Annotated in this window: 17 protein-coding genes and 1 tRNA gene; 11 read left to right on the forward strand and 7 right to left on the reverse strand. The window is 44.5% G+C overall.

All coding sequences use genetic code 11. The annotated features are described in order from the left end of the window. The 4 genes from SIN01_RS10455 to SIN01_RS10470 all read right to left on the reverse strand — a co-directional run. Positions 1 to 544: NAD-dependent epimerase/dehydratase family protein (locus SIN01_RS10455; RefSeq protein WP_141306059.1), on the reverse strand; the 544-nt coding region annotated here is incomplete at its 3' end. A gap of 23 nt (positions 545 to 567) precedes the next feature. After that, complete coding sequence (locus SIN01_RS10460) at positions 568 to 1,224, reverse strand: hypothetical protein (RefSeq protein ID WP_010024018.1); 657 nt, start codon at positions 1,222 to 1,224, stop codon at positions 568 to 570. Beyond that, on the reverse strand, positions 1,217 to 2,452 hold the full coding sequence (locus SIN01_RS10465; protein WP_010024019.1) for a glycosyltransferase family 4 protein: 1,236 nt from the start codon (positions 2,450 to 2,452) through the stop codon (positions 1,217 to 1,219). The genes SIN01_RS10460 and SIN01_RS10465 overlap by 8 nt, the downstream gene beginning before the upstream one ends. Positions 2,453 to 2,726: 274 nt before the next feature. Continuing rightward, positions 2,727 to 3,497 carry a DUF1796 family putative cysteine peptidase gene (locus tag SIN01_RS10470; protein ID WP_010024020.1) on the reverse strand — a complete coding sequence of 257 codons (771 nt, stop codon included), beginning with the start codon at positions 3,495 to 3,497 and terminating at the stop codon, positions 2,727 to 2,729. Between the two features lie 551 nt (positions 3,498 to 4,048). Here SIN01_RS10470 and SIN01_RS10475 point away from each other — a divergent pair. Next, on the forward strand, positions 4,049 to 5,038 hold the full coding sequence (locus SIN01_RS10475; protein WP_010024022.1) for a polysaccharide biosynthesis protein: 990 nt from the start codon (positions 4,049 to 4,051) through the stop codon (positions 5,036 to 5,038). Positions 5,039 to 5,160: 122 nt separating this feature from the next. Here the strand turns inward: SIN01_RS10475 and SIN01_RS10480 are convergent, their stop codons facing one another. Together SIN01_RS10480 and SIN01_RS10485 are read right to left on the reverse strand one after the other, a co-directional pair. After that, positions 5,161 to 6,180 carry a Rossmann-fold NAD(P)-binding domain-containing protein gene (locus SIN01_RS10480; RefSeq protein ID WP_010024024.1) on the reverse strand — a complete coding sequence of 340 codons (1,020 nt, stop codon included), beginning with the start codon at positions 6,178 to 6,180 and terminating at the stop codon, positions 5,161 to 5,163. 289 nt (positions 6,181 to 6,469) lie between these two features. Next, positions 6,470 to 6,829, reverse strand: coding sequence for a DUF4183 domain-containing protein (locus tag SIN01_RS10485; RefSeq protein WP_010024026.1), 360 nt, complete (start codon positions 6,827 to 6,829; stop codon positions 6,470 to 6,472). A gap of 347 nt (positions 6,830 to 7,176) precedes the next feature. On the opposite strand from SIN01_RS10485, the gene SIN01_RS10490 reads away from it, so the two are divergent. After that, positions 7,177 to 7,569, forward strand: a complete 393-nt coding sequence (locus tag SIN01_RS10490) for a DUF4183 domain-containing protein (protein WP_010024027.1) — start codon at positions 7,177 to 7,179, stop codon at positions 7,567 to 7,569. A 573-nt stretch (positions 7,570 to 8,142) separates the two neighbouring features. Beyond that, positions 8,143 to 9,168 carry an NAD(P)-dependent oxidoreductase gene (locus SIN01_RS10495; RefSeq protein ID WP_010024028.1) on the forward strand — a complete coding sequence of 342 codons (1,026 nt, stop codon included), beginning with the start codon at positions 8,143 to 8,145 and terminating at the stop codon, positions 9,166 to 9,168. A 274-nt stretch (positions 9,169 to 9,442) separates the two neighbouring features. Here SIN01_RS10495 and SIN01_RS10500 read toward each other — a convergent pair whose 3' ends face one another. Then, positions 9,443 to 10,006 carry a GbsR/MarR family transcriptional regulator gene (locus SIN01_RS10500; protein WP_010024029.1) on the reverse strand — a complete coding sequence of 188 codons (564 nt, stop codon included), beginning with the start codon at positions 10,004 to 10,006 and terminating at the stop codon, positions 9,443 to 9,445. 324 nt (positions 10,007 to 10,330) lie between these two features. Here SIN01_RS10500 and SIN01_RS10505 point away from each other — a divergent pair, with 324 nt between their 5' ends. From SIN01_RS10505 to SIN01_RS10540, 8 genes are all read left to right on the forward strand, one after another. Continuing rightward, complete coding sequence (locus SIN01_RS10505) at positions 10,331 to 11,536, forward strand: quaternary amine ABC transporter ATP-binding protein (RefSeq protein ID WP_010024031.1); 1,206 nt, start codon at positions 10,331 to 10,333, stop codon at positions 11,534 to 11,536. Beyond that, positions 11,533 to 12,381 (forward strand): ABC transporter permease, encoded by an 849-nt coding sequence (locus tag SIN01_RS10510; RefSeq protein WP_010024033.1) that lies wholly within the window; start codon positions 11,533 to 11,535, stop codon positions 12,379 to 12,381. The genes SIN01_RS10505 and SIN01_RS10510 overlap by 4 nt, the downstream gene beginning before the upstream one ends. 10 nt (positions 12,382 to 12,391) lie before the next feature. Then, positions 12,392 to 13,267, forward strand: coding sequence for a glycine betaine ABC transporter substrate-binding protein (locus SIN01_RS10515; RefSeq protein WP_029548113.1), 876 nt, complete (start codon positions 12,392 to 12,394; stop codon positions 13,265 to 13,267). 591 nt (positions 13,268 to 13,858) lie between these two features. Then, a complete protein-coding gene (locus SIN01_RS10520) occupies positions 13,859 to 14,809 on the forward strand; it encodes a ketopantoate reductase family protein (protein ID WP_047034757.1) in 951 nt (316 codons plus the stop codon). Between the two features lie 174 nt (positions 14,810 to 14,983). Further along, complete coding sequence (locus SIN01_RS10525; protein ID WP_010026633.1) at positions 14,984 to 16,177, forward strand: phosphopentomutase; 1,194 nt, start codon at positions 14,984 to 14,986, stop codon at positions 16,175 to 16,177. A 17-nt stretch (positions 16,178 to 16,194) separates the two neighbouring features. Next, the gene (locus SIN01_RS10530; protein WP_047034756.1) at positions 16,195 to 17,493 is read left to right on the forward strand and encodes a pyrimidine-nucleoside phosphorylase; all 1,299 of its coding nucleotides are present in this window, start codon (positions 16,195 to 16,197) and stop codon (positions 17,491 to 17,493) included. Between the two features lie 29 nt (positions 17,494 to 17,522). Continuing rightward, a complete protein-coding gene (gene deoC, locus SIN01_RS10535) occupies positions 17,523 to 18,176 on the forward strand; it encodes a deoxyribose-phosphate aldolase (RefSeq protein ID WP_010023907.1) in 654 nt (217 codons plus the stop codon). Between the two features lie 140 nt (positions 18,177 to 18,316). Continuing rightward, positions 18,317 to 18,388: transfer RNA gene (locus SIN01_RS10540), tRNA-Glu, on the forward strand. Positions 18,389 to 18,672: the final 284 nt, after the last annotated feature.

Raw genomic sequence — 18,672 nt, forward strand, 5'->3', positions numbered from 1 at the left:
CCGTTTTTTGTGTGTGCTGTCTTGGACCAAATACACTGGCATATCTGAGAATGGTGTAAGGAAGCTGTTCGATACGATTAAAAAGACGGATGTAAGACTCTTCTGCTAATTTTGCCCATCCATACTTGGTTGTTGGTCTCGGGGGATCCTTCTCTGCGATCAGATCAGTCCGAGGGTCACCATATACAGCAGCGGTTGACGCGAAAATGACCTTGTTGACTCGGGCAAGGCGGCAGCCCTCCAACAAATGGATCGTACCATCAATTGTAATGGCGGAACCGGAATTCAGTGACGGTGCGGAGGCTGCTGCTGTTTCTGCCTGGTCTGTTGAATGGAAGACGACATCAGGCTTGATCTGAACAATCAAATTCTTAATCTCCGGACTCGAACAATCGATCACATGCACAATGGCACCCTGATGGAGGGTTTCAAGGCGGTCCGCGTGTAGATTATCAATAATATGAACCTCATCACCGCGGTTAATCAAGGCATCCACGAGATGAGCGCCGATAAATCCTGCACCTCCTAAAACAATTGCTTTCATCGTGCTGCCTCCTTAGTCAGGCATTACTTTATGAAGACAAATTTATAGTGACCGGTTTTTGAGGACTTCGAGTTCTGATCAACAGGCTCGATAATCTTCTTACTTGACTGAAGCGGTGTAATGATGAGCGCAGGCTCAGTTTTCGGTACCGCTGCAGTTTTGTTTTCGTCTGAGCTCAAGGATGAAGCCTTAGGCTCAAAAGCAATGTTTGCTGTGGTTGTTTTGGCAAAATGAATCCGTTGATTCAAATGCTTCGATCGATTGGGTTTCATTACGGCGGAGGGTGTAAGCGTTGTGTCGTCGTTCGGAAGCTCCGCTTTTATTTTGGAAACCGACGGCTCACCATTGCGTTCTGCATCTTTTTCAACTGCTGTCGTCTTGGCGTAGCACTTCTCGATATTACTCAATGTGCTAAGATCCGGAAACGTATAACTTGTTGGCAGCGAATGAACAATTTTCTCGAAAATAGGTTCCGACATGAAGACTGTTGCATCCCTAGTTGGAGAGGCAAATAGTGAATGCGTATCTTTGATGTTTAAAAGAGTAGGATCAGTACGTTGCTCACTCATATAGTCAGGCATGTTGCTTGATTTCTTTCCCCACGCCTTTTTCCAAAGATCGGTGACCTTCCAATAGCAGACGAGAAAAATATATTTGAAAAATTCGATCAGCTTATACAAGCTTCTCACCCTTTCTTTTGGTGTATAGGGCCTGAAGATAGATGTTCAGAAGATCCTGGGTGCCGCGATCAATTGACCAATGTGTCAAACCCCATTTTCGGGCATTAAGTCCGAGTTTTTTTCTTAAATGATTATCTGAGAGAAGCTGATTGATCGTATTGAGTAGCGCATCAGCGTTTTCCGGCGGCGTCAACATGCCTGTCACACCCTGCTGAATCATTTCCGAGATTCCGCCAACATTGCTTGCAATCACCGCTTTGCCCGCAATTTGTGCTTCGATCACCGACAGGGGTTGGTTTTCAATCAATGTCGGCAGAACAAGTATATCTGCTTGAGAGAGTAGACTTGGCACATCCTCTCTTTTTCCTAGGAACCGCACGGAATCACCGAGACCAAGCGACAGCACTTGGCTTTTGAGTTCCGATTCTTTTTCACCATTACCGACAATCCAGCCTACCCAGTCGCTTCTAATTTGTTTCAGTTTGGCTAATGCGTCGATGAGGTAATTGACCCCTTTAAGTTCGACGAGCCTTCCAGTGTAAATAATCACTTTTTTGCCCTTTGGAGCCTTTAGTGTTGCCTTTTGGTGTGATTTCTGAAAAAAGGTCTCGGTATCAAAACCGTAATGCAGCACCTTAAGCTGGTCTTTTGGAACATGGAATTCATCGGTCAGCATTGTATGCAACCACTGATTGCAGACGATGGTTGTGTCTGCCGATACCGCTCCGTCGTGTTCCAACTCATCGTAGTATGTTCTGGCGAGATAAGCAGTTTCCGACTTGTGAACGGTTTTCAACTGACGTCTGATCTCGTGAGCAACGGATCCGTGCAGGGTGGCAATTAAGGGTGTATTCGGATCCTTGATTCGGCTCATTGCAACGGTGGAGAGTACATCCTGAGTGTGGATGATGTCGTAATCTTTAACACCGAAATAAGCGGCGCTTAATTCATAGACATAACGCTGCATTTCTGTCCATTTCACTAAGAAATTAGCATACATTGCAGGATAATTTTCTTGCGTAAAATGGGCATCGACTAATGGAGTGACCTTTTCCCTTGGCAGAACCAATCCTTTATTGATCACTGTGACGTTAAGGTTGGATTGATCATAGCCAAGCAGATCAACTTCATGACCATACGACTCCAGCTTTTTTTTTAGCTGGGTCATATATTGCCAAACCCCGCCCACATGGGGAATGGACCAATAAGTGGCTAGCAAAATTTTCATTGTCCGCATCTCTCCTATGGTTGATATAGTGTTACTGTATTGTGCAGTAATGATATTGTGTAGGCATGTTTCTTTCTTTTTGACAAAAAAATATTTTAATCGTCTATTTTTTAGGTCAACGTTGATCGAAGCAATGATTGTGTCTATTTCTCCTAGATCAGAAAAGCCCAATCCTGAACATTCTTTGCGAACTAAAAAACAACGCCAAAGCGGTATGCCTGATTGGTAGCTTTAGCGTTGTATGAATTGAGGGTATTTAACTGCTAACTGCAGCCTATCTAATATGAACCCCTTTTAAGACTTGAGCCCAAAGCGCGTTATTTCCTTCCCATTTTTCAACATTAGGGAATTCCAGTGAAAGAACATTATCAAGCGGCCAGTTTTGGACAACGATCCCGGAAACGTTTGTATGGTTAATCACAAGAATGCGGAAGTCGCCCTTAACCAGTTCGGATAAGGTATCTTCCAATGCTAGAATTTCATCAAATGTCCCTTCGGTTCGAACAAAAAGAATCCGTTTGCTTGTTTCACATTTGTTTAAGAATCGCTTAATTCGACGATCGAATTTTGCTTTTACTTCCGGATAGGTTGCTAGATATGCTCCTGTATTTCTTGCTGTATCGAAGTCATGATTTGACATAATACCATACTGCTCCTCAGCGACTAGTAAATTTTGTGCATTGGCATAGCCTCTAATCGACAGATGTGAAGCGTCCATAAACCCTTCAAATCTATTTTTAAGCAAGCGATTGACATCATTAAGAGATGGCGATCCCATCCAGTCGATAACGCCGGCAAATGGTCGCAGATTGTGCCTTCTTAATTGAATACTGGCTAAGCATAAGTCGCCTAAACTGAAAATCGCATCATAGGTTCCATTGATCCTTTTAAAACTCATGGTGCACCTCTTCTTTCTTTTTAAATGGACTTCCTTCTTCACTTGTTCAATTTCTCCCAGTTCCCGAAATTGTTTGATTTTAAAGAGGGTTCTTGAAAACCAATGCAATAGTTTATATTTTAAGATAAACAGAGTAGTCCGTTTCATTGTTTAATCCGGTCCTCCTTTGCACTTACCTGTTCATAGACACGCACTGAATTTGGTACAGCACGTTTTTGAGACCAATGACTACTCCCCCGTTTCCTTCGAGCTTCTTTTAATTGAACCATGGCATTCCCAACCCCACCGACATGAGGAATCACCCAATACCTGGCAAGCAGTATTTTCAAAAGTCAACCAGCCCGCTTTCGCTATATGACATAATGTATTGCTCGATCCCGAATTTGGTTTGGATAGTTGACCTAAAGATCGAAATATCTCCGCTGCTTCTCTGTGAAAATAGCATCAGCGGGCGCGTATCTCATTTATCTTCAGTACACCGGCATTTATTCCTATTTCGCTTTAAATTAAAGAGACTGCCTATGACAATGAAACTAGGATTGCATACGTTATAAGAGTCGGCGCTTGATCAGCCAAGTCATTCGATTCACCACGTGGCCATAGAGCGGCAAATGAGCATTCTTCCTTATAAAAAAAGCCGAACGACGCGACGACGGATGATTTTAATAGCGTAACGTTGAAATTAGGAGGCATTGGACGTGTTGAACAATCAGACCATCCTTGTAACGGGTGGAACGGGATCATGGGGTTATGAGTTAGTTAGGCAACTATTAGATAAAGGGCCAAAGGAAGTTAGGATTTTTTCACGCAATGAAAACAATCAATTCATCATGAAACAAGTATTTGATGGGGAATCTCGATTGCGTTTTATTATAGGCGATATAAGAGAAAAGGATGCACTTATTGAAGCTTGCCGAGGGGTGGATTATATTTTTCACCTAGCAGCATTAAAGCATGTCCCTATTTGTGAAGAGCAGCCGCTCGATGCTCTGAAAACAAATGTTATCGGCACACAGCATGTCATTGATGCTGCGATTCATTGCGGCGTGAAAAAAGTGGTTTATATCTCAACGGATAAAGCTTCTGATCCACTAAACTTCTACGGATTTTCAAAAGCAATGGGCGAGCGGTTAATAATTCATGCAAATACATTGACCGCGCAAACGAAATTTGTCTGTGTTCGCGGCGGAAACGTATTAGGAACAAATGGGAGCGTCATCCATGTCTTTAAAAGCCAGATGGAACAAAGAAACAAGATCGGCATTACCGACCCCAACATGACACGCTTTTTCATGTCCGTGCAAGACGCAATTAAGCTTGTTTTGAAGGCCACTTATGAAAGTGTTGGCGGAGAAACCTTTGTCATGAAAATGCCTTCCTGTAAAATTAGTGATCTGGCACAGGTACTGATTGAAGCTTCTGGGAGAGCAAAGATATCGATTGAGACACTTGGAGTTCGTCCGGGCGAAAAAATTCATGAGCTGCTGTTTTCTTTAAATGAAAGTAGGAAAACCGTTGTTTATAGCGATCAGTATTATGTGATTCTTCCAACTCTCCCGATTGAGGGTGTGAAAGAACACTATGCGAAATACCCTGCGGCAAAAATTGCAGAATACAGTTCCAAAGAGGGCTTAATGAGTAAAACTGAGATCAAAGCGATGTTAGAGAAAGACGGGTTCATTCACTAACTTCGTAATTCTTGAACGAATGGAGCGGAAGCTTTAGCAATTTCAGGTGTTTGAACATAAAAAGTGCAGCACGAACTACGTGCGCTGCACTTTTTTACGTCGTATGGAAGGGCAATGGTGCGTTACTCTTGATTGGAGTTCAGCGCTTTTAACGAATGGGCAATGCGCTGTTTTTCGTCTTGTGTGTACTCAGAGGGTGGTTTGACCCCGCCGAATCCGTCTGCAATACCGACAACTTGAGTAGGGGTCATAACTTGATCAACGATAAGGTCGCCCTGGTTGCCGATAATTCCGCCGGACACCATATCATATCGCTTGTCAGGGACGGTGATGCGTCCCATGACTTGTGAAAAGAATGCTTCTGCTTCATTGCTTAGAAGAAGCAAATGATACAGAAAAGCAATCCGGACATCTAATCGGTAACACGCGACGCCTTTTGCCAGAGCGCCTTGAATGAATGGTGTGGTAAAATTATTAATCCCGCCGTCAATGACTAATGAATGCGTGTTTAGCAGCGGTAAGTAGTTCGGGCCGATGATTCGTTCTGCAGATAAAAAGGAAATCATCATCGTGTAGTGTTGCTGAGGTTCTTCAATTGCTTGAATTGGAGGAGAAAATTTAGGAAGAATCAAATTGAGCGCTTCTGCGATTTGCACAGTTTTTTGTTGATTTCTGCTTTGCAGATGCACATTTGCTTGCCGTTCGGCCAATCTCAAAGCGATTTTTGTACTTAAATTTCCCGATCCGATCACAAGTACGGACTTATTCTCCAACCGATCCGCATAATGATGCCTAATGAGCAGATCACAGGATTCAATCGTCGCATCATTCGGTTTGCACGTGAGGACCTTAGACCTTGTGATCAGTCGTCGGGCTTCGTGGATCAGTGTCAGGTCTTGTTTGTGCTCAATATCAATGAATATATAGTCAACCCGGCCATCTAAAGCGCAGAAGCATACTCTTGCTTGATTCATCTCCGTTACCAAAAAGTTGATTGCGGTAAACCCCAGTGCAGATCTTCTTGGCAGCACACGCAGCCCGCTTGACTTTCGAGCCGTTGTACTGATAAAGGCGGCTGTTTTGGCTTTAATGCCTTTCAGATAACTGAGTTCTCTCTCGATGCGTTGCGTGTCACTCGTCATATAGATAAACCACCCACCTCATTGTGACGTTTCACTTTGTCTGTACCTGCAACCAATCATAAAAAATAGCCATAAACAGTTTATTTAAGCAGCAAGCAGTTTATGACGGGAAATCATCTATTTTCATGTATGTAGTGCTACGCTTTACCTTGAAGGCGTTTAAACGAAAAAAAGTGCATGGTTATTTATACAAATGCACCTGTAACCAGTAACGGTCATAAAGCGTTCGGAAGAGCGGTAAAGGCTCCGTTTTCAAAATCAGCATCAATCCGTTTCTTTGTATTTTCCGTTAGCGAATGGTGACCATTTGTAAAATGATAGGCGTTCCTTTAATTGGGATGTCCTCTGTACGGATGACTAGCTTCCCTTGAGCAACGGCATAGCTTTGCTTGGATTGTAAAATGCCGTTAATGAATAAGTTCATATAGGATACCTCTTCAGGGGCCAAAATGACTTCTGTGCCATGCCCTTGAAGGGCGTCGGCAGATGTGTACACTCTTTTCCGCCCGTCGGATAACGTGTAGAACGTGAGCGTATCCACCTGTTGCGGTCGCGTAAATAGGCGTCTTGGGCCGCGTGCTGCTTTTGGAAGTGACAGAAACGGCTGAGGAATGAGTGATTTTCTTTTTGCAAAAAAATGATGTTCCATTTTACTTCCCCTCTCCCGCTAACAGTATATGAGTGTGCGCGGATTGAGTGCGCCCTGTTTTTAGCTGGGGTGAAGCGGCAGATTGGAGATATGGGGGCGGTGCACGCTGCATTCAATGAAACGTTCGCTTATTCATTGTCTGTCGCATTTCTTTCGCGTTCATTTCAAGCTATCGTGATCTTTCTTAGGTGTTTTTCTTATCTTTTTGTTTGCTGGCTTTCGTGGATGTCCTTTTTCCTTTTCGAGCATATGGTGTACTAAGTCAGCCAAGATGAGAGATGAGAACGATTAAGCAATGCGCTCCCTCTCAATAGAAATCTGATCTATCGATTAAAGGAGGAGATAGGATGGGCCTTAAAATCATTAAACCTGTATTCGAGGCGAAAACGAGCATCGCACTATCGCCGTCAGTGACCCGTTTTTTCTATGAACTGGAGCAGTCGGTGCCAGAGGAGACGGTCGTGAAAATTGATGCGGCGAAGTTCTTAGATGATACAGGTGCAGCGGTTCAATCATTTCCGGAACTAGAGCTTAATAATAGTTATATCAATGTCTACATTAATGGTGTCGTACAGATGGAGGACAATTTTGCTTATACAGCAGGTGAAAATGGAGTTGGCAACTTATTGATTACTGTACCTGAAGGATCAACGATTGCAAAAGGAACACCAATTATTATTGAAGTGGCGAACTTTGATCCTGTTCTTGCTGCTGATGCTGACTCTGATGAAAAAGAATAATTAATGATCCGTGATCCGCTTGAGGTTATTCATGGGACAGTTACATGTCCTATGAATAACCTTTTTGTCAAAAGAAAAGGAAATAGATGACTTTACTTTGTAGGACTACCATAAGCACATCCTGTAAAAGCAGGGACTAGGTGTAGCTTGGCTTCTCTTACATTTTGTCATGGCAGGGCAGGCCGTAAATGAAAAGGCAGTTAAAGAAATTTTTTGATTGGACGAAATACATTTTCCTCAAAGTTGCATCTCTATATTGATGTGAAGCTTGATGTGGAATGGCAACGCGCCGTTGCTGCAAACCATGTGCACAAAGGGCATGATTCACAAAAAAATCACTTTTTCAGCACATTGCCGGATTGTCGATAATCGCATGCAATGGTATACTTTTAAAGTGAAAAAAGGTTTCAGAATCGTTCGTTAAACAATAGGTTAAACTAACAAATGGTTGACTGACTGTTTGTCGGACGATGAAAAAGTTTTTCCATTGTGAAAACAATCACGAATAAGGGTACATCCCTGATGTTCAGAAACATCGGGGTAGAATAAATTTCTCTAGGAGGATGTTTCAGCATGGCTTTTAAAATTATTGCGTATGGTGTAGAACCTTATGAAGAACATTTGTACAGTGAATTGAACAAATATGGCTTTGAATTGACATTGGTTAATGATTTGCTTACTGCAGACAACGGCGATTTGGCAAAAGGTCACGATGGCGTATTGCTTTTCGTAAACTGCCTTGCAGACCGTGCAAACCTGGAAAAATTCAATGACTACGGCATCAACTATGTATTTACACGTACCGCAGGCTTCAACCACATTGATCTTCAGGCTGCTGCAGATCTCGGTATCAAAGTTGCCCGCGTCCCTGCTTACTCACCGAATGCTATTGCTGAACTTGCTGTATATCTCGGTACATCACTACTTCGTCACACGGTTTACACAACGGCTCGTACATCGAAACTGAACTTTACTGTAACAGAAACAAACTTCAGCCACGAAGTTCATAAAATTAAGGTTGGTATCGTTGGAACAGGCCATATCGGCTGCGTTGAAGCAGAACTGTATAAAGGTCTTGGCGCGAAACTGCTCGGCTACGACATCTTCCAAAGCGACTTCGCTAAGAAATTGGTTGAATTCAAGGAATTGGATGAACTGCTTGCTGAATCTGATATTGTCAGCCTGCACCTTCCATACTTCCCGGGCAAGAACGAAAACTTTGTTGGTGAAGACTTCATCGGCAAGATGAAGGACGGCGCAATCTTGATCAACACGGCTCGCGGTGAACTCGTTGACGAAGCTGCCGTTGCTAAAGCGATCAAGAGCGGCAAGCTCGAAGGTTTCGGCGCTGATGTATTGACCGACGAAGCACGCTTCTTCGGCAAAGATTTCTCTGATGGCACTGAATTCCCAGATGCTACGATCAAAGAATTGATCGAATTGTATCCTAAGGTATTGATTACGCCTCACGTTGCTGCAATGACCGACGTAGCCGTATCAAACATGATTTCGACAAGCTACGACAACTTCAACGCTGCAATTAAAGGTGAAAGCCTTGGACGCGCAGAAGTTGAACTACCTGAACCAGCAAAAAAATGAGTTGAGTGATAAAGAAGCGGCTCCGCAAATGGCGGGGCTGTTTTTTTTGTAAATAATACTGCCGGCGAGCCCAAGTGAGGCTTGCGATCGTGCTCTGTTACTGTGAAAAAAGCGATCAAATGAGGCGAACTGAAAAAATGCATGTAAAAGAAGGATCGGACACTTTTTGTCCAATCCTTCTTAATTTTATAAAATTCAGCTCCGAACAAGGAGTCACGATACGCAGGCTTTTGTTCGGTCATCGAATCAGGAGAGCCATATGCTCAATTTTTTCTTATTGATCGGCGTCCATTTTCTTCTTCACAACTTGGTATAATTCATCGCTGTTTAGAAAATCAAAAAACGCGTTCAGCCATTTGTAATAATTTAAAATGTATTGATATTTATCCATGTCCGTTTGGATCAATTCGCGGTCGCTTTCGGAAAGCTCAGGATCATCCATGAGTCGCGTTAATTCGTTTAAGGATTGACGTACAGCCTTCATATTCATCGCAGTGACTTTTCGCCATTGATTCGAAAAGAAATCGGTAAAGATTTGGTACCAGTCGTCCTGAGCTTCATACAAGTCTTTTCGAATCCCTTTTCTCCAAGCGCGCTCAACCATATTCAGTTCCATGAGTGTGCGTACGGAAGTACTCATGCTGGTCTTGCTCATTTTTAATTCTTCTTTCATATCATCCAAGGTCATCGGTTCACCATTGAAAAATAAGGTGCCATACAGGCGCCCGATCGAAGGGGTAACGCCGTAAAGATACATATTTTGTGATACAGATTCAATGACACGATCCCTTATATTTTCAACGATCTCAGAGCGATTCATTTCATTCACCAACTTCATTGTAAAATTCACTACAGTTCATTGTACCCGTTGCGATTCTCTCTGAAAAGATGGAATTTGTTGTACATCTATTCATTCAGTATACATAGTTTTATCGGTTTGTACAGTTTGAACTGTACAAACAACTATGTTAACATGGTCTATGTTGCGAGTCATACGATAAAAAGTTTTTGGAAGAAATGTCGTGCTCATCCACGGTACACAGCAGCATTTTGCGTGCTCCGAGTAAAAATAAATGCGAAAAATTTTGAGGAACAGACAAGACTCTGTCTTTATTTTTACAGCTATTTGACAAAAATAAACGAAGAAAGCTGAGGTGTTTCAATGAAAAAGCTTGAGGTGAAGCAAGCAACTAAGATATTCGGAAAAAGTCCGAAACGCGGGTTGGAACTTTTGAAAAAAGGGCTAAGCAAACAAACGATTAAAGAAAAGACGGACTTAAATGTTGGTGTGGCTGGTGCAACCTTTAACGTAGAATCCAATGAGGTCTTTGTCATCATGGGGTTATCAGGCAGTGGCAAGTCGACGCTTGTTCGCTTGTTGAATCGGTTAATCAATCCGACTTCAGGAACGATTCTGATTGATGGCGAAGATATTACGCGAATGAATCCCGAGCAATTACGCACGGTGCGTCGTAAAAAAATCAGTATGGTTTTTCAAGGGTTCGCACTGTTTCCGCATCGAACGATTCTCGAGAATACACTTTTTGGACTGGAGATCCAAGGCGTTGATAAAAAGGAACGAGCAGACCATGCGCGGCAAGCATTGGAGCGTGTCGGACTGAAAGGTTATGAGGACAGCTATCCGGATCAGCTGTCTGGGGGGATGCAGCAGCGCGTTGGTTTGGCGCGAGCTTTGGCCAGCGATACGGATATTTTGCTTATGGACGAGGCGTTTAGTGCACTCGATCCATTAATTCGTAAGGATATGCAGGATCAGTTGCTCGATTTGCAGAGCGAGATGCAAAAAACAATTGTGTTCATTACACATGACCTGGATGAAGCATTGCGCATCGGTGACCGAATCGCACTCATGAAAGATGGACAAATTGTTCAAATTGGCTCGCCGGAAGAGATCTTGATGAATCCGGCTAATGAATACGTGGAACACTTTGTAGAGGATGTTGACTTGAGCAAAGTGATCACAGCCGGACAAATTATGGCACGTGCAGAGGCAATCAATTGCGACCGCGGTGCACGCGTTGCCCTGCAGCTGATGAATGACAATGGCATTTCAAGTATTTTTGCTGTGGATCGCAGTAAGAAATTGCTTGGCGTGGTGGATGCAGATGATGCTGCAGCGGCATTTAAAGCGGGGACTCCTCTGAGTGAAATCATTCAGCAGGTGAATCCAGTACAGGTTGACACGCATTTGAATGATTTGTTTGAAGATATCTCAAAATCTGCGCTTCCACTGGCTGTTGTTGATGAACAGGGACGGCTGCGCGGAATTGTAAAGCGTGCGGCAATCATTAATGCCCTTGCCGGAAACACGGCGTTGACTGAAGAAGAGGATGTGAAGAGCGTATGAATGAGACATTCTTGCCGAAGATCCCGATCGGCCATTGGGCTGATTTGCTGATTCAATTCATCACGAATCATTTTGAAGGGTTTTTCGGTTACATTGCTTCAGGAATACAGAGCTTTGTGGACAGTTTGGTCTGGCTCTTTGCTTTTATGACACCGATTGTTTTCATTTTGCTTTGCGTGGCCATCGCCTTTTGGCGCCGCGGTATCGGAGTCGCTTTATTTACCTTGATCGGTTTGGTCTTAATTTATGATTTAGGTTATTGGGCACATGCGATGCAGACGTTTGCGCTTGTTCTGACCTCGGTTGTTTTGTCGATTCTTATTGGGTTTCCACTTGGAATCTTGGCTGGAATTAATAAAACGTTTCATCGCATTATGACGCCGATTCTTGACTTTATGCAGACCATGCCTTCATTTGTTTACTTGATCCCAGCAATTTTCCTGTTTGGTACCGGCATGCCTCCGGGAGTCGTCGCAACAATTGTGTTTGCCATGCCGCCGACGATTCGCATGACCGGGCTCGGCATTCGTCAGGTTCCATCAGATTTAATAGAGGCTTCAGATGCATTTGGAACGACAACATGGCAGAAACTGATTAAAGTCCAAATTCCAATAGCAGCGCCGACCGTCATGGCCGGTATCAATCAAAGCATTATGCTCTCACTGTCCATGGTTGTTGTCGCATCGCTGGTCGGTGCGCCAGGGCTTGGTGCCGATGTCTATCTCGCAGTAACTTCATTGCGTACAGACATTGGTGTTGAAGCAGGTCTTGCGATCGTGATTATCGCGATCATGCTAGATCGTATTTCACAAAATACGCGAAATAAAAAAACGGGGGAATCTTAACTTGAAGAAAATGAATCGTATCATGATGAGTATGTTTATTTTAGTTGCCTTGACGTTAGCCGGATGTCAGAGTCAGAGTTCAGGAAATGCCGATTCGTTTGGCAATAAAGTCGACCATAAAATCATTGGTATTGATCCAGGCGCAGGCGAAATGAAACTGACCGACAAAGTAACTAAGGATTACAAGTTGAGCGATTGGACCGTACAGTCCGGTTCAGAATCAACGATGACTGCTTCACTTGATAAAGCGATTAAGAAAAAAGAACCGATCGTCGTTACCGGATGGACACCGCATTGGATGTTCCAGAAATATGATCTGAAGTATCTGAAGGATCCGAAGGGTATTTATGGGAAAGCAGAGAAAATTCATACAGTGGTTCATAAGGGCTTCGAAAAGAAAGACCCGAATGCAACCAAGGTTCTGGATCAATTCTTTTGGACTGCTGATGATATGGGAAAAGTAATGCTTTCGATTCAAAACGGTACCGATGCGAAGAAAGCAGCCACCCAATGGGTTAAGGATAATGCAGACAAAGTCAGCGCATGGACAAAAGGCGCCAATAAAGTCAGCGGCAAGAGCATTAAGCTCGGTTATGTCGCCTGGGCTTCTGAAATTGCCAGCACCAATGTTGTGGCAACGGTACTTGAAGACTTAGGCTACAAAGTAACGCTTGAACAGCTTGGTGCCGGACAAATGTGGGCTGGACTTGCCAAGGGCAGTGATGATGCCATTGTTGCTGCATGGCTTCCAACGACACATGCCGATTACATGAAACAATTTAAAAGTAAGCTTACCGATCTAGGTCCGAATTTGGAGGGAACAAAGCTTGGACTCGTTGTTCCGTCTTATGTCAAGATCGATTCGATTAATGACCTAAAAGACTGATATAAGAAACAAAGGTGTCTCAAACGTCAATTCATTTTGACGATGAGGCACCTTTTTTCATCCAACAATCGGAGGCGCGAGCCCAGGGTAGATCCTGCAGGTGATGATCATGGTGTCCGAGAAGGCACTAGGATCGCTCGAGTCAAGTGAGTAGCCGAAGCGTTAATTCAGGCACTGAGGATAAAAACGAACTTCTGAGTAGGAATGTCCTGTTTTCTCGACGGTTAATAATTCTTAAATATAAATATTCTCAAAATTCTATTGACATTCAAAAAGGGATCATGTAAACTAACACCACTCACAAAAATTGTCTTTCAAGAAGGTTACCCTTATGATTCCGTTCAGAACGATAAAAGTAGTCGTCATTTTGATTAGCTAGGGCTCAGGTGCACCACCGTCGATAATCGATCGCGTGTACCTCGAGTCCTCTTCGTTCTGAGCGGGACTTGAGAAAGCCCCATTCAGAATTCCCTGAATGGGGCTTTTCGCATGGAAAAAGAGAAGCGAATGGGAGAAACCAATCAGAAAAAGAGGCAGGAAAGACAAAGAGAGATAGGAAAAAAGAGAATTTACGAAAAGGAGACGAGAAGGATGAAGATTGTTGTGATCGGTGCAGGTGCAATGGGGTTAAGGTACGGTGTTCTGCTGCAGGAGGCAGGCAATGACGTTCACTTTGTCGACACATGGGAACCAAATGTTGAAGCGATCAAAAAAAATGGAGGCGTCCATGTGTGGCGCGATGGAAAAGAGGAACGCTTTGTTGAAATCAGCATCAGTTATCCGGAAGAATATCATGAAGCACCGGAACTGGCGATTGTATTCGTGAAAGACATGCATACGGTGGAAACAATGGAACGCTGCAAACCTTTCATCGGGGAGAATACCTATGTGATGACCAATCAAAACGGCTTTGGCGGTGCGGAATATATTGCACAGTTTGTCCCGCGTACGCGCATTATTGCTGGAACCGCAATGATTGCGACTGTACTAAAAGGACCGGGCAAGGTAGACTTCATTGGTAAACGAGGCGGCGGTCATGTGCATATCGTCCGCGTTGAAGGCGAGCCGAATGACTTCATTTATAAGGTTGCCGATGAAATGGAAAAGGCATTAATGCATCCGACGGTTCAGAAGGACTATATGGGTACCGTTTGGACCAAGCTTGTCTTTAACTCGGTTGTTAATACCCTTTGTACACTGATGAATATTAAAATGGGTCAATTCGCTGCTTACAAGAATGCGAAGGAAATGGCACGCAAACTGATCGATGAAGCCTACACAGCGATCGATGCAGAAGGCATTAAAATGGAAGAGACAAAAGATGCGCTGGTTGATCAAGTGATGTATGTATCGGAGGTCGGCAATCCGCTCCACTATCCATCCATGCATCAGGATATGAGCACGAATCGGCCAACCGAAGTGGATTACATCAACGGCGCGATTGTCCGCCTTGCAGAGAAGCATGGACTTCAGGCGCCTTTCCACTCCATGCTTGTCGACCTTGTTCATCTGAAGGAAGAATCAAGAAAATACAACGAGTAATGAACGAAACAGCGTAATGAGAAGACAGAAGCAAAAAACTCCGGATCAGGCCACGGAACGCCTTATTCGGAGTTTTTTGCTCCTTTTTATCGGTTGGGGTAAAATGGAAGATAGATTTTGTGCTTGTGACAAATAAGCGGTTTTTTAAACCGTTTTACTTAATAGGAGGATCTCATGACCGAACGCTTTAAACGGATTCATATCATTGTCTTGGATTCGGTTGGTATTGGCGAAGCAACCGATGCAGCAAACTATAATGATGAAGGCTGCGACACACTGGGTCATACAGCAGAAGCAATGAATGGATTGAACGTCCCCAATTTAACCAAGTTAGGCTTATCCAATATTCGTCCGGAACGACCGATTCAAGGTGTTCCGATTCAGGAAAAGCCACTGGCCTATTATACGAAAATGCACGAAGTGTCGGCTGGAAAAGACAGTATGGACGGGCATTGGGAAATGATGGGGCTTCCGGTTAGGACGCCGCTGCATACATTTCCCAATGGGTTTCCCGATGAACTGGTTCAAAAGATTGAATCTTTCAGCGGCAGAAAAGTCCTTTGGAACAAGCCGGCGAGCGGAACGGAAATCATCAAGAAATTTGGCGAGCGTCAAATGAAGACCGGTGAACTCATTGTTTATACATCCGGAGATTCAGTACTACAGATTGCAGCCCATGAGCATGTGATCCCGCTTGAGGAACTCTACAAAATTTGTGAGTATGCACGTAAGCTGACCATTGATGAGCCCTATCATCTCGGCCGGGTCATTGCACGTCCCTATGTTGGTAACTCTGCGGATACGTTTGAACGCACAGCCAATCGTCGCGACTTGACGTTGGTTCCGCCTGAAAAAACCGTGCTCAATTTTCTGAATGATGCGGGATTGGATACGCTGGCGGTCGGGAAAATCAATGATATTTTCAGTGGCAAAGGAATAAAAGAAGGATGGCACACGGTCAGCAACGAAGATGGTATGGAGCGGTTCACTGCACTGCTTGATCGTGATTTTCATGGGCTGAGCTTCACGAATCTCGTCGATTTTGATGCCAAGTACGGGCATCGCCGCGAGCCGGTTCTTTTCGGGAAAGCGCTGGAGGCGTTTGACCGTCAGCTCGGCGAAGCACTTCCGAAATTGAAAAAAGATGATCTGTTGATGATTACGGCAGACCACGGCAATGATCCGGGGTTCCGAGGAACGGACCACACGCGTGAATTTGTACCGCTGCTCGTCTATTCACCATCCTTTTCTTCCGTTGGAGCCTTTCCCGTTCGACAGACGTTTGCTGATTTAGGTGCGACTGTGGCCGATAATTTTGCTGTGGAAATGCCGAAAACGGGTGAAAGCTTCCTAAGTTTCTTAAACTAAATCCGAGGTGAGCCAAAATGAGAATGGTTGATATCATCACGAAGAAGCGAGACGGCGGCGTTATGTCTCCTGAGGAGATCCGCTTTTTCATTGAAGGCTATGTAGGCGGAACAATTCCTGATTACCAAGCCAGCGCACTTGCCATGGCGATTTATTTTCGAGACATGAACGATGCCGAAATTGCCGAACTGACACGTGCAATGGTTGATTCAGGCGATACCGTAGATTTGTCTGCAATCGCCGGCAAGAAAGTGGATAAACATTCGACCGGCGGTGTTGGGGATACGACCACACTTGTTTTGGCGCCACTTGTGGCTTCACTCGGTGTAAAGGTTGCGAAAATGAGTGGACGCGGTCTTGGATTTACCGGAGGAACGATTGACAAGCTGGAGTCCATTCCCGGATTTTCTGTGGAGATGAGCGGTAAGCAGTTCATCGATCATGTCAATCATGATCATATTGCGGTAATCGGACAAACAGGCGATCTTGTGCCCGCCGATAAAAAACTCTATGCACTGCGTGATGTCAGCGGTTCGGTTGAATCGATTCCGCTGATTGCCAGCTCGATTATGAGCAAGAAAATTGCTGCCGGCGCGGATGCGATTGTTCTCGAAGTAACCTGCGGAGACGGCGCTTTTATGAAAAATGAACGCGATGCCATACGCTTGGCCAAGACGATGGTTCAGATTGGGAAACATGTGGGACGGGAAACGTCCGCTGTGATTACCGATATGGCGCAGCCGCTGGGTTATGCAATCGGCAACGCGCTTGAAGTAAAAGAAGCCATTGAGACATTAAAAGGAAATGGACCGAGTGATTTAAAGGAATTGGTTTATGAGCTCGGCAGCCGCATGGTGCTTTTTGCCGGTAAAGCGGAACATTTGCCGGATGCACGCAAGCAACTTGAACAAGCGCTTGTTCAAGGAAAGGCCTATGAAAAATTTAAGCAGTTCATCGCCAACCAAGGCGGCGATCCGCAGATCATTGACAATCCGGAACGGCTGCCGAAAGCTCAGCATCAATTCGAGTTTCGGGCATCATCTTCAGGAGTTGTCGCTCAATTAAAGGCGGATCAAATAGGACTTGCGGCGATGCTGCTCGGCGCTGGGCGCGCAACAAAAGAAGATTCAATCAATCATGCGACTGGAATTGTCCTGCATAAAAAGATTGGCGACAAAGTAAAAGAAGGCGAATCGCTGTTGACGATTCATGCGGATACTGAGGATATCGATCAAGTCTTAGAAAAACTGGAACAGAGTATTTCGATAACCGAGCGGGCTGAGCAGTTGAAACTCATTCGCCGCATTATTAGCTAAAGAAATTAAGGATAAGGGTGATCGATTCGATGAATAAACTTGCGAGCTCTATTGACCATACAATTCTAAAACCGGAAGCAACCGAAGCAGACATTATCAGAATTACAGATGAAGCCAAAAAGTTCGGGTTTGCCTCTGTCTGCATTAATCCGTGTTGGGTCAGTCTAGCGGCAGATCAACTAAAGGGCAGTAAAACAAAGGTGTGCACGGTGATCGGCTTCCCGCTGGGTGCGTCAACAAGTGAAGCAAAGGCATTTGAAACGAACGATGCAATTGCTAAGGGCGCTGATGAAGTCGATATGGTGATCAATATTGGTGCCCTAAAAAGTGGGCAGACGGGTGCAGTAGAATCGGATATTCGAGCTGTTGTTGCAGCGGCAAACAAGCAAGCGCTTGTTAAAGTGATCATTGAAGCTTGCCTGCTTAGCGATGATGAAAAGGTATTGGCCTGCCAATTAGCGGTTAAAGCAGGCGCAGATTATGTCAAGACCTCGACCGGATTTTCTAGCGGTGGGGCAACCGCGAAAGACGTTGCACTGATGCGGAAGACGGTAGGCAGCGGGATTGGTGTCAAGGCGGCCGGGGGCATTAACTCAAAGGCAGATGCGGAAGCGATGATTGAAGCAGGTGCATCACGAATCGGAGCCAGCTCAGGCGTGAAAATTATTGCCGAAAGCGTTTAAACCTCATACGATAAGGTCATCCAAGCGTCACTATCCTGAGATTAAAAATAATCACTTGAATCAATGATCAAAACTGTGGTATAATGTTTGTCGTGCTGAATGGGTGGTCAAAACAGCTGTTCGCCGTGCAAACATGATATAGGGCGTTGGGCAAGTGGTTAAGCCAATGGATTCTCATTCCATGATCGCGGGTTCAATTCCCGTACGCCCTCTAGAAATGAAATGCTCTCCGTAAACAGCGGGGAGCATTTTCTTATACGGAAAGAAAGTATAGAGCGACCGGGCAAGTGCAGGTGCTCTGGCGCCTGCGGGATCGCGCCTGCCAGCGAGACCCTGCAGGAAAAATGCGTGTTCGAGGAGGCTTCCGGTGCGGCCACGGCAAGCGAGTAGCTGAAGTGTTGATCAAGCATATAGTTGATGAATGAAGGCCGCATTCAGAGAAAGGAACTTTCGCTAAACAAAGGAGCTTCCGCTAATTATAAAGGAACTTTCGCTA

Source organism: Sporolactobacillus inulinus (genome assembly GCF_006539285.1).
GTDB lineage: Bacteria > Bacillota > Bacilli > Bacillales > Sporolactobacillaceae > Sporolactobacillus > Sporolactobacillus inulinus.

Coding starts and splice junctions, on each gene's coding strand:
- SIN01_RS10530 (WP_047034756.1), top strand. CDS start 16,195: ATGAGAATGGTTGATATCATCACGAAGAAGCGAGACGGCGGCGTTATG.
- SIN01_RS10480 (WP_010024024.1), bottom strand. CDS start 6,180: ATGACGAGTGACACGCAACGCATCGAGAGAGAACTCAGTTATCTGAAA.
- SIN01_RS10470 (WP_010024020.1), bottom strand. CDS start 3,497: ATGAAACGGACTACTCTGTTTATCTTAAAATATAAACTATTGCATTGG.
- SIN01_RS10510 (WP_010024033.1), top strand. CDS start 11,533: ATGAATGAGACATTCTTGCCGAAGATCCCGATCGGCCATTGGGCTGAT.
- SIN01_RS10525 (WP_010026633.1), top strand. CDS start 14,984: ATGACCGAACGCTTTAAACGGATTCATATCATTGTCTTGGATTCGGTT.
- SIN01_RS10515 (WP_029548113.1), top strand. CDS start 12,392: ATGAATCGTATCATGATGAGTATGTTTATTTTAGTTGCCTTGACGTTA.
- SIN01_RS10505 (WP_010024031.1), top strand. CDS start 10,331: ATGAAAAAGCTTGAGGTGAAGCAAGCAACTAAGATATTCGGAAAAAGT.
- SIN01_RS10490 (WP_010024027.1), top strand. CDS start 7,177: ATGGGCCTTAAAATCATTAAACCTGTATTCGAGGCGAAAACGAGCATC.
- SIN01_RS10465 (WP_010024019.1), bottom strand. CDS start 2,452: ATGAAAATTTTGCTAGCCACTTATTGGTCCATTCCCCATGTGGGCGGG.
- SIN01_RS10500 (WP_010024029.1), bottom strand. CDS start 10,006: ATGAAGTTGGTGAATGAAATGAATCGCTCTGAGATCGTTGAAAATATA.
- SIN01_RS10495 (WP_010024028.1), top strand. CDS start 8,143: ATGGCTTTTAAAATTATTGCGTATGGTGTAGAACCTTATGAAGAACAT.
- SIN01_RS10485 (WP_010024026.1), bottom strand. CDS start 6,829: ATGGAACATCATTTTTTTGCAAAAAGAAAATCACTCATTCCTCAGCCG.
- deoC (WP_010023907.1), top strand. CDS start 17,523: ATGAATAAACTTGCGAGCTCTATTGACCATACAATTCTAAAACCGGAA.
- SIN01_RS10520 (WP_047034757.1), top strand. CDS start 13,859: ATGAAGATTGTTGTGATCGGTGCAGGTGCAATGGGGTTAAGGTACGGT.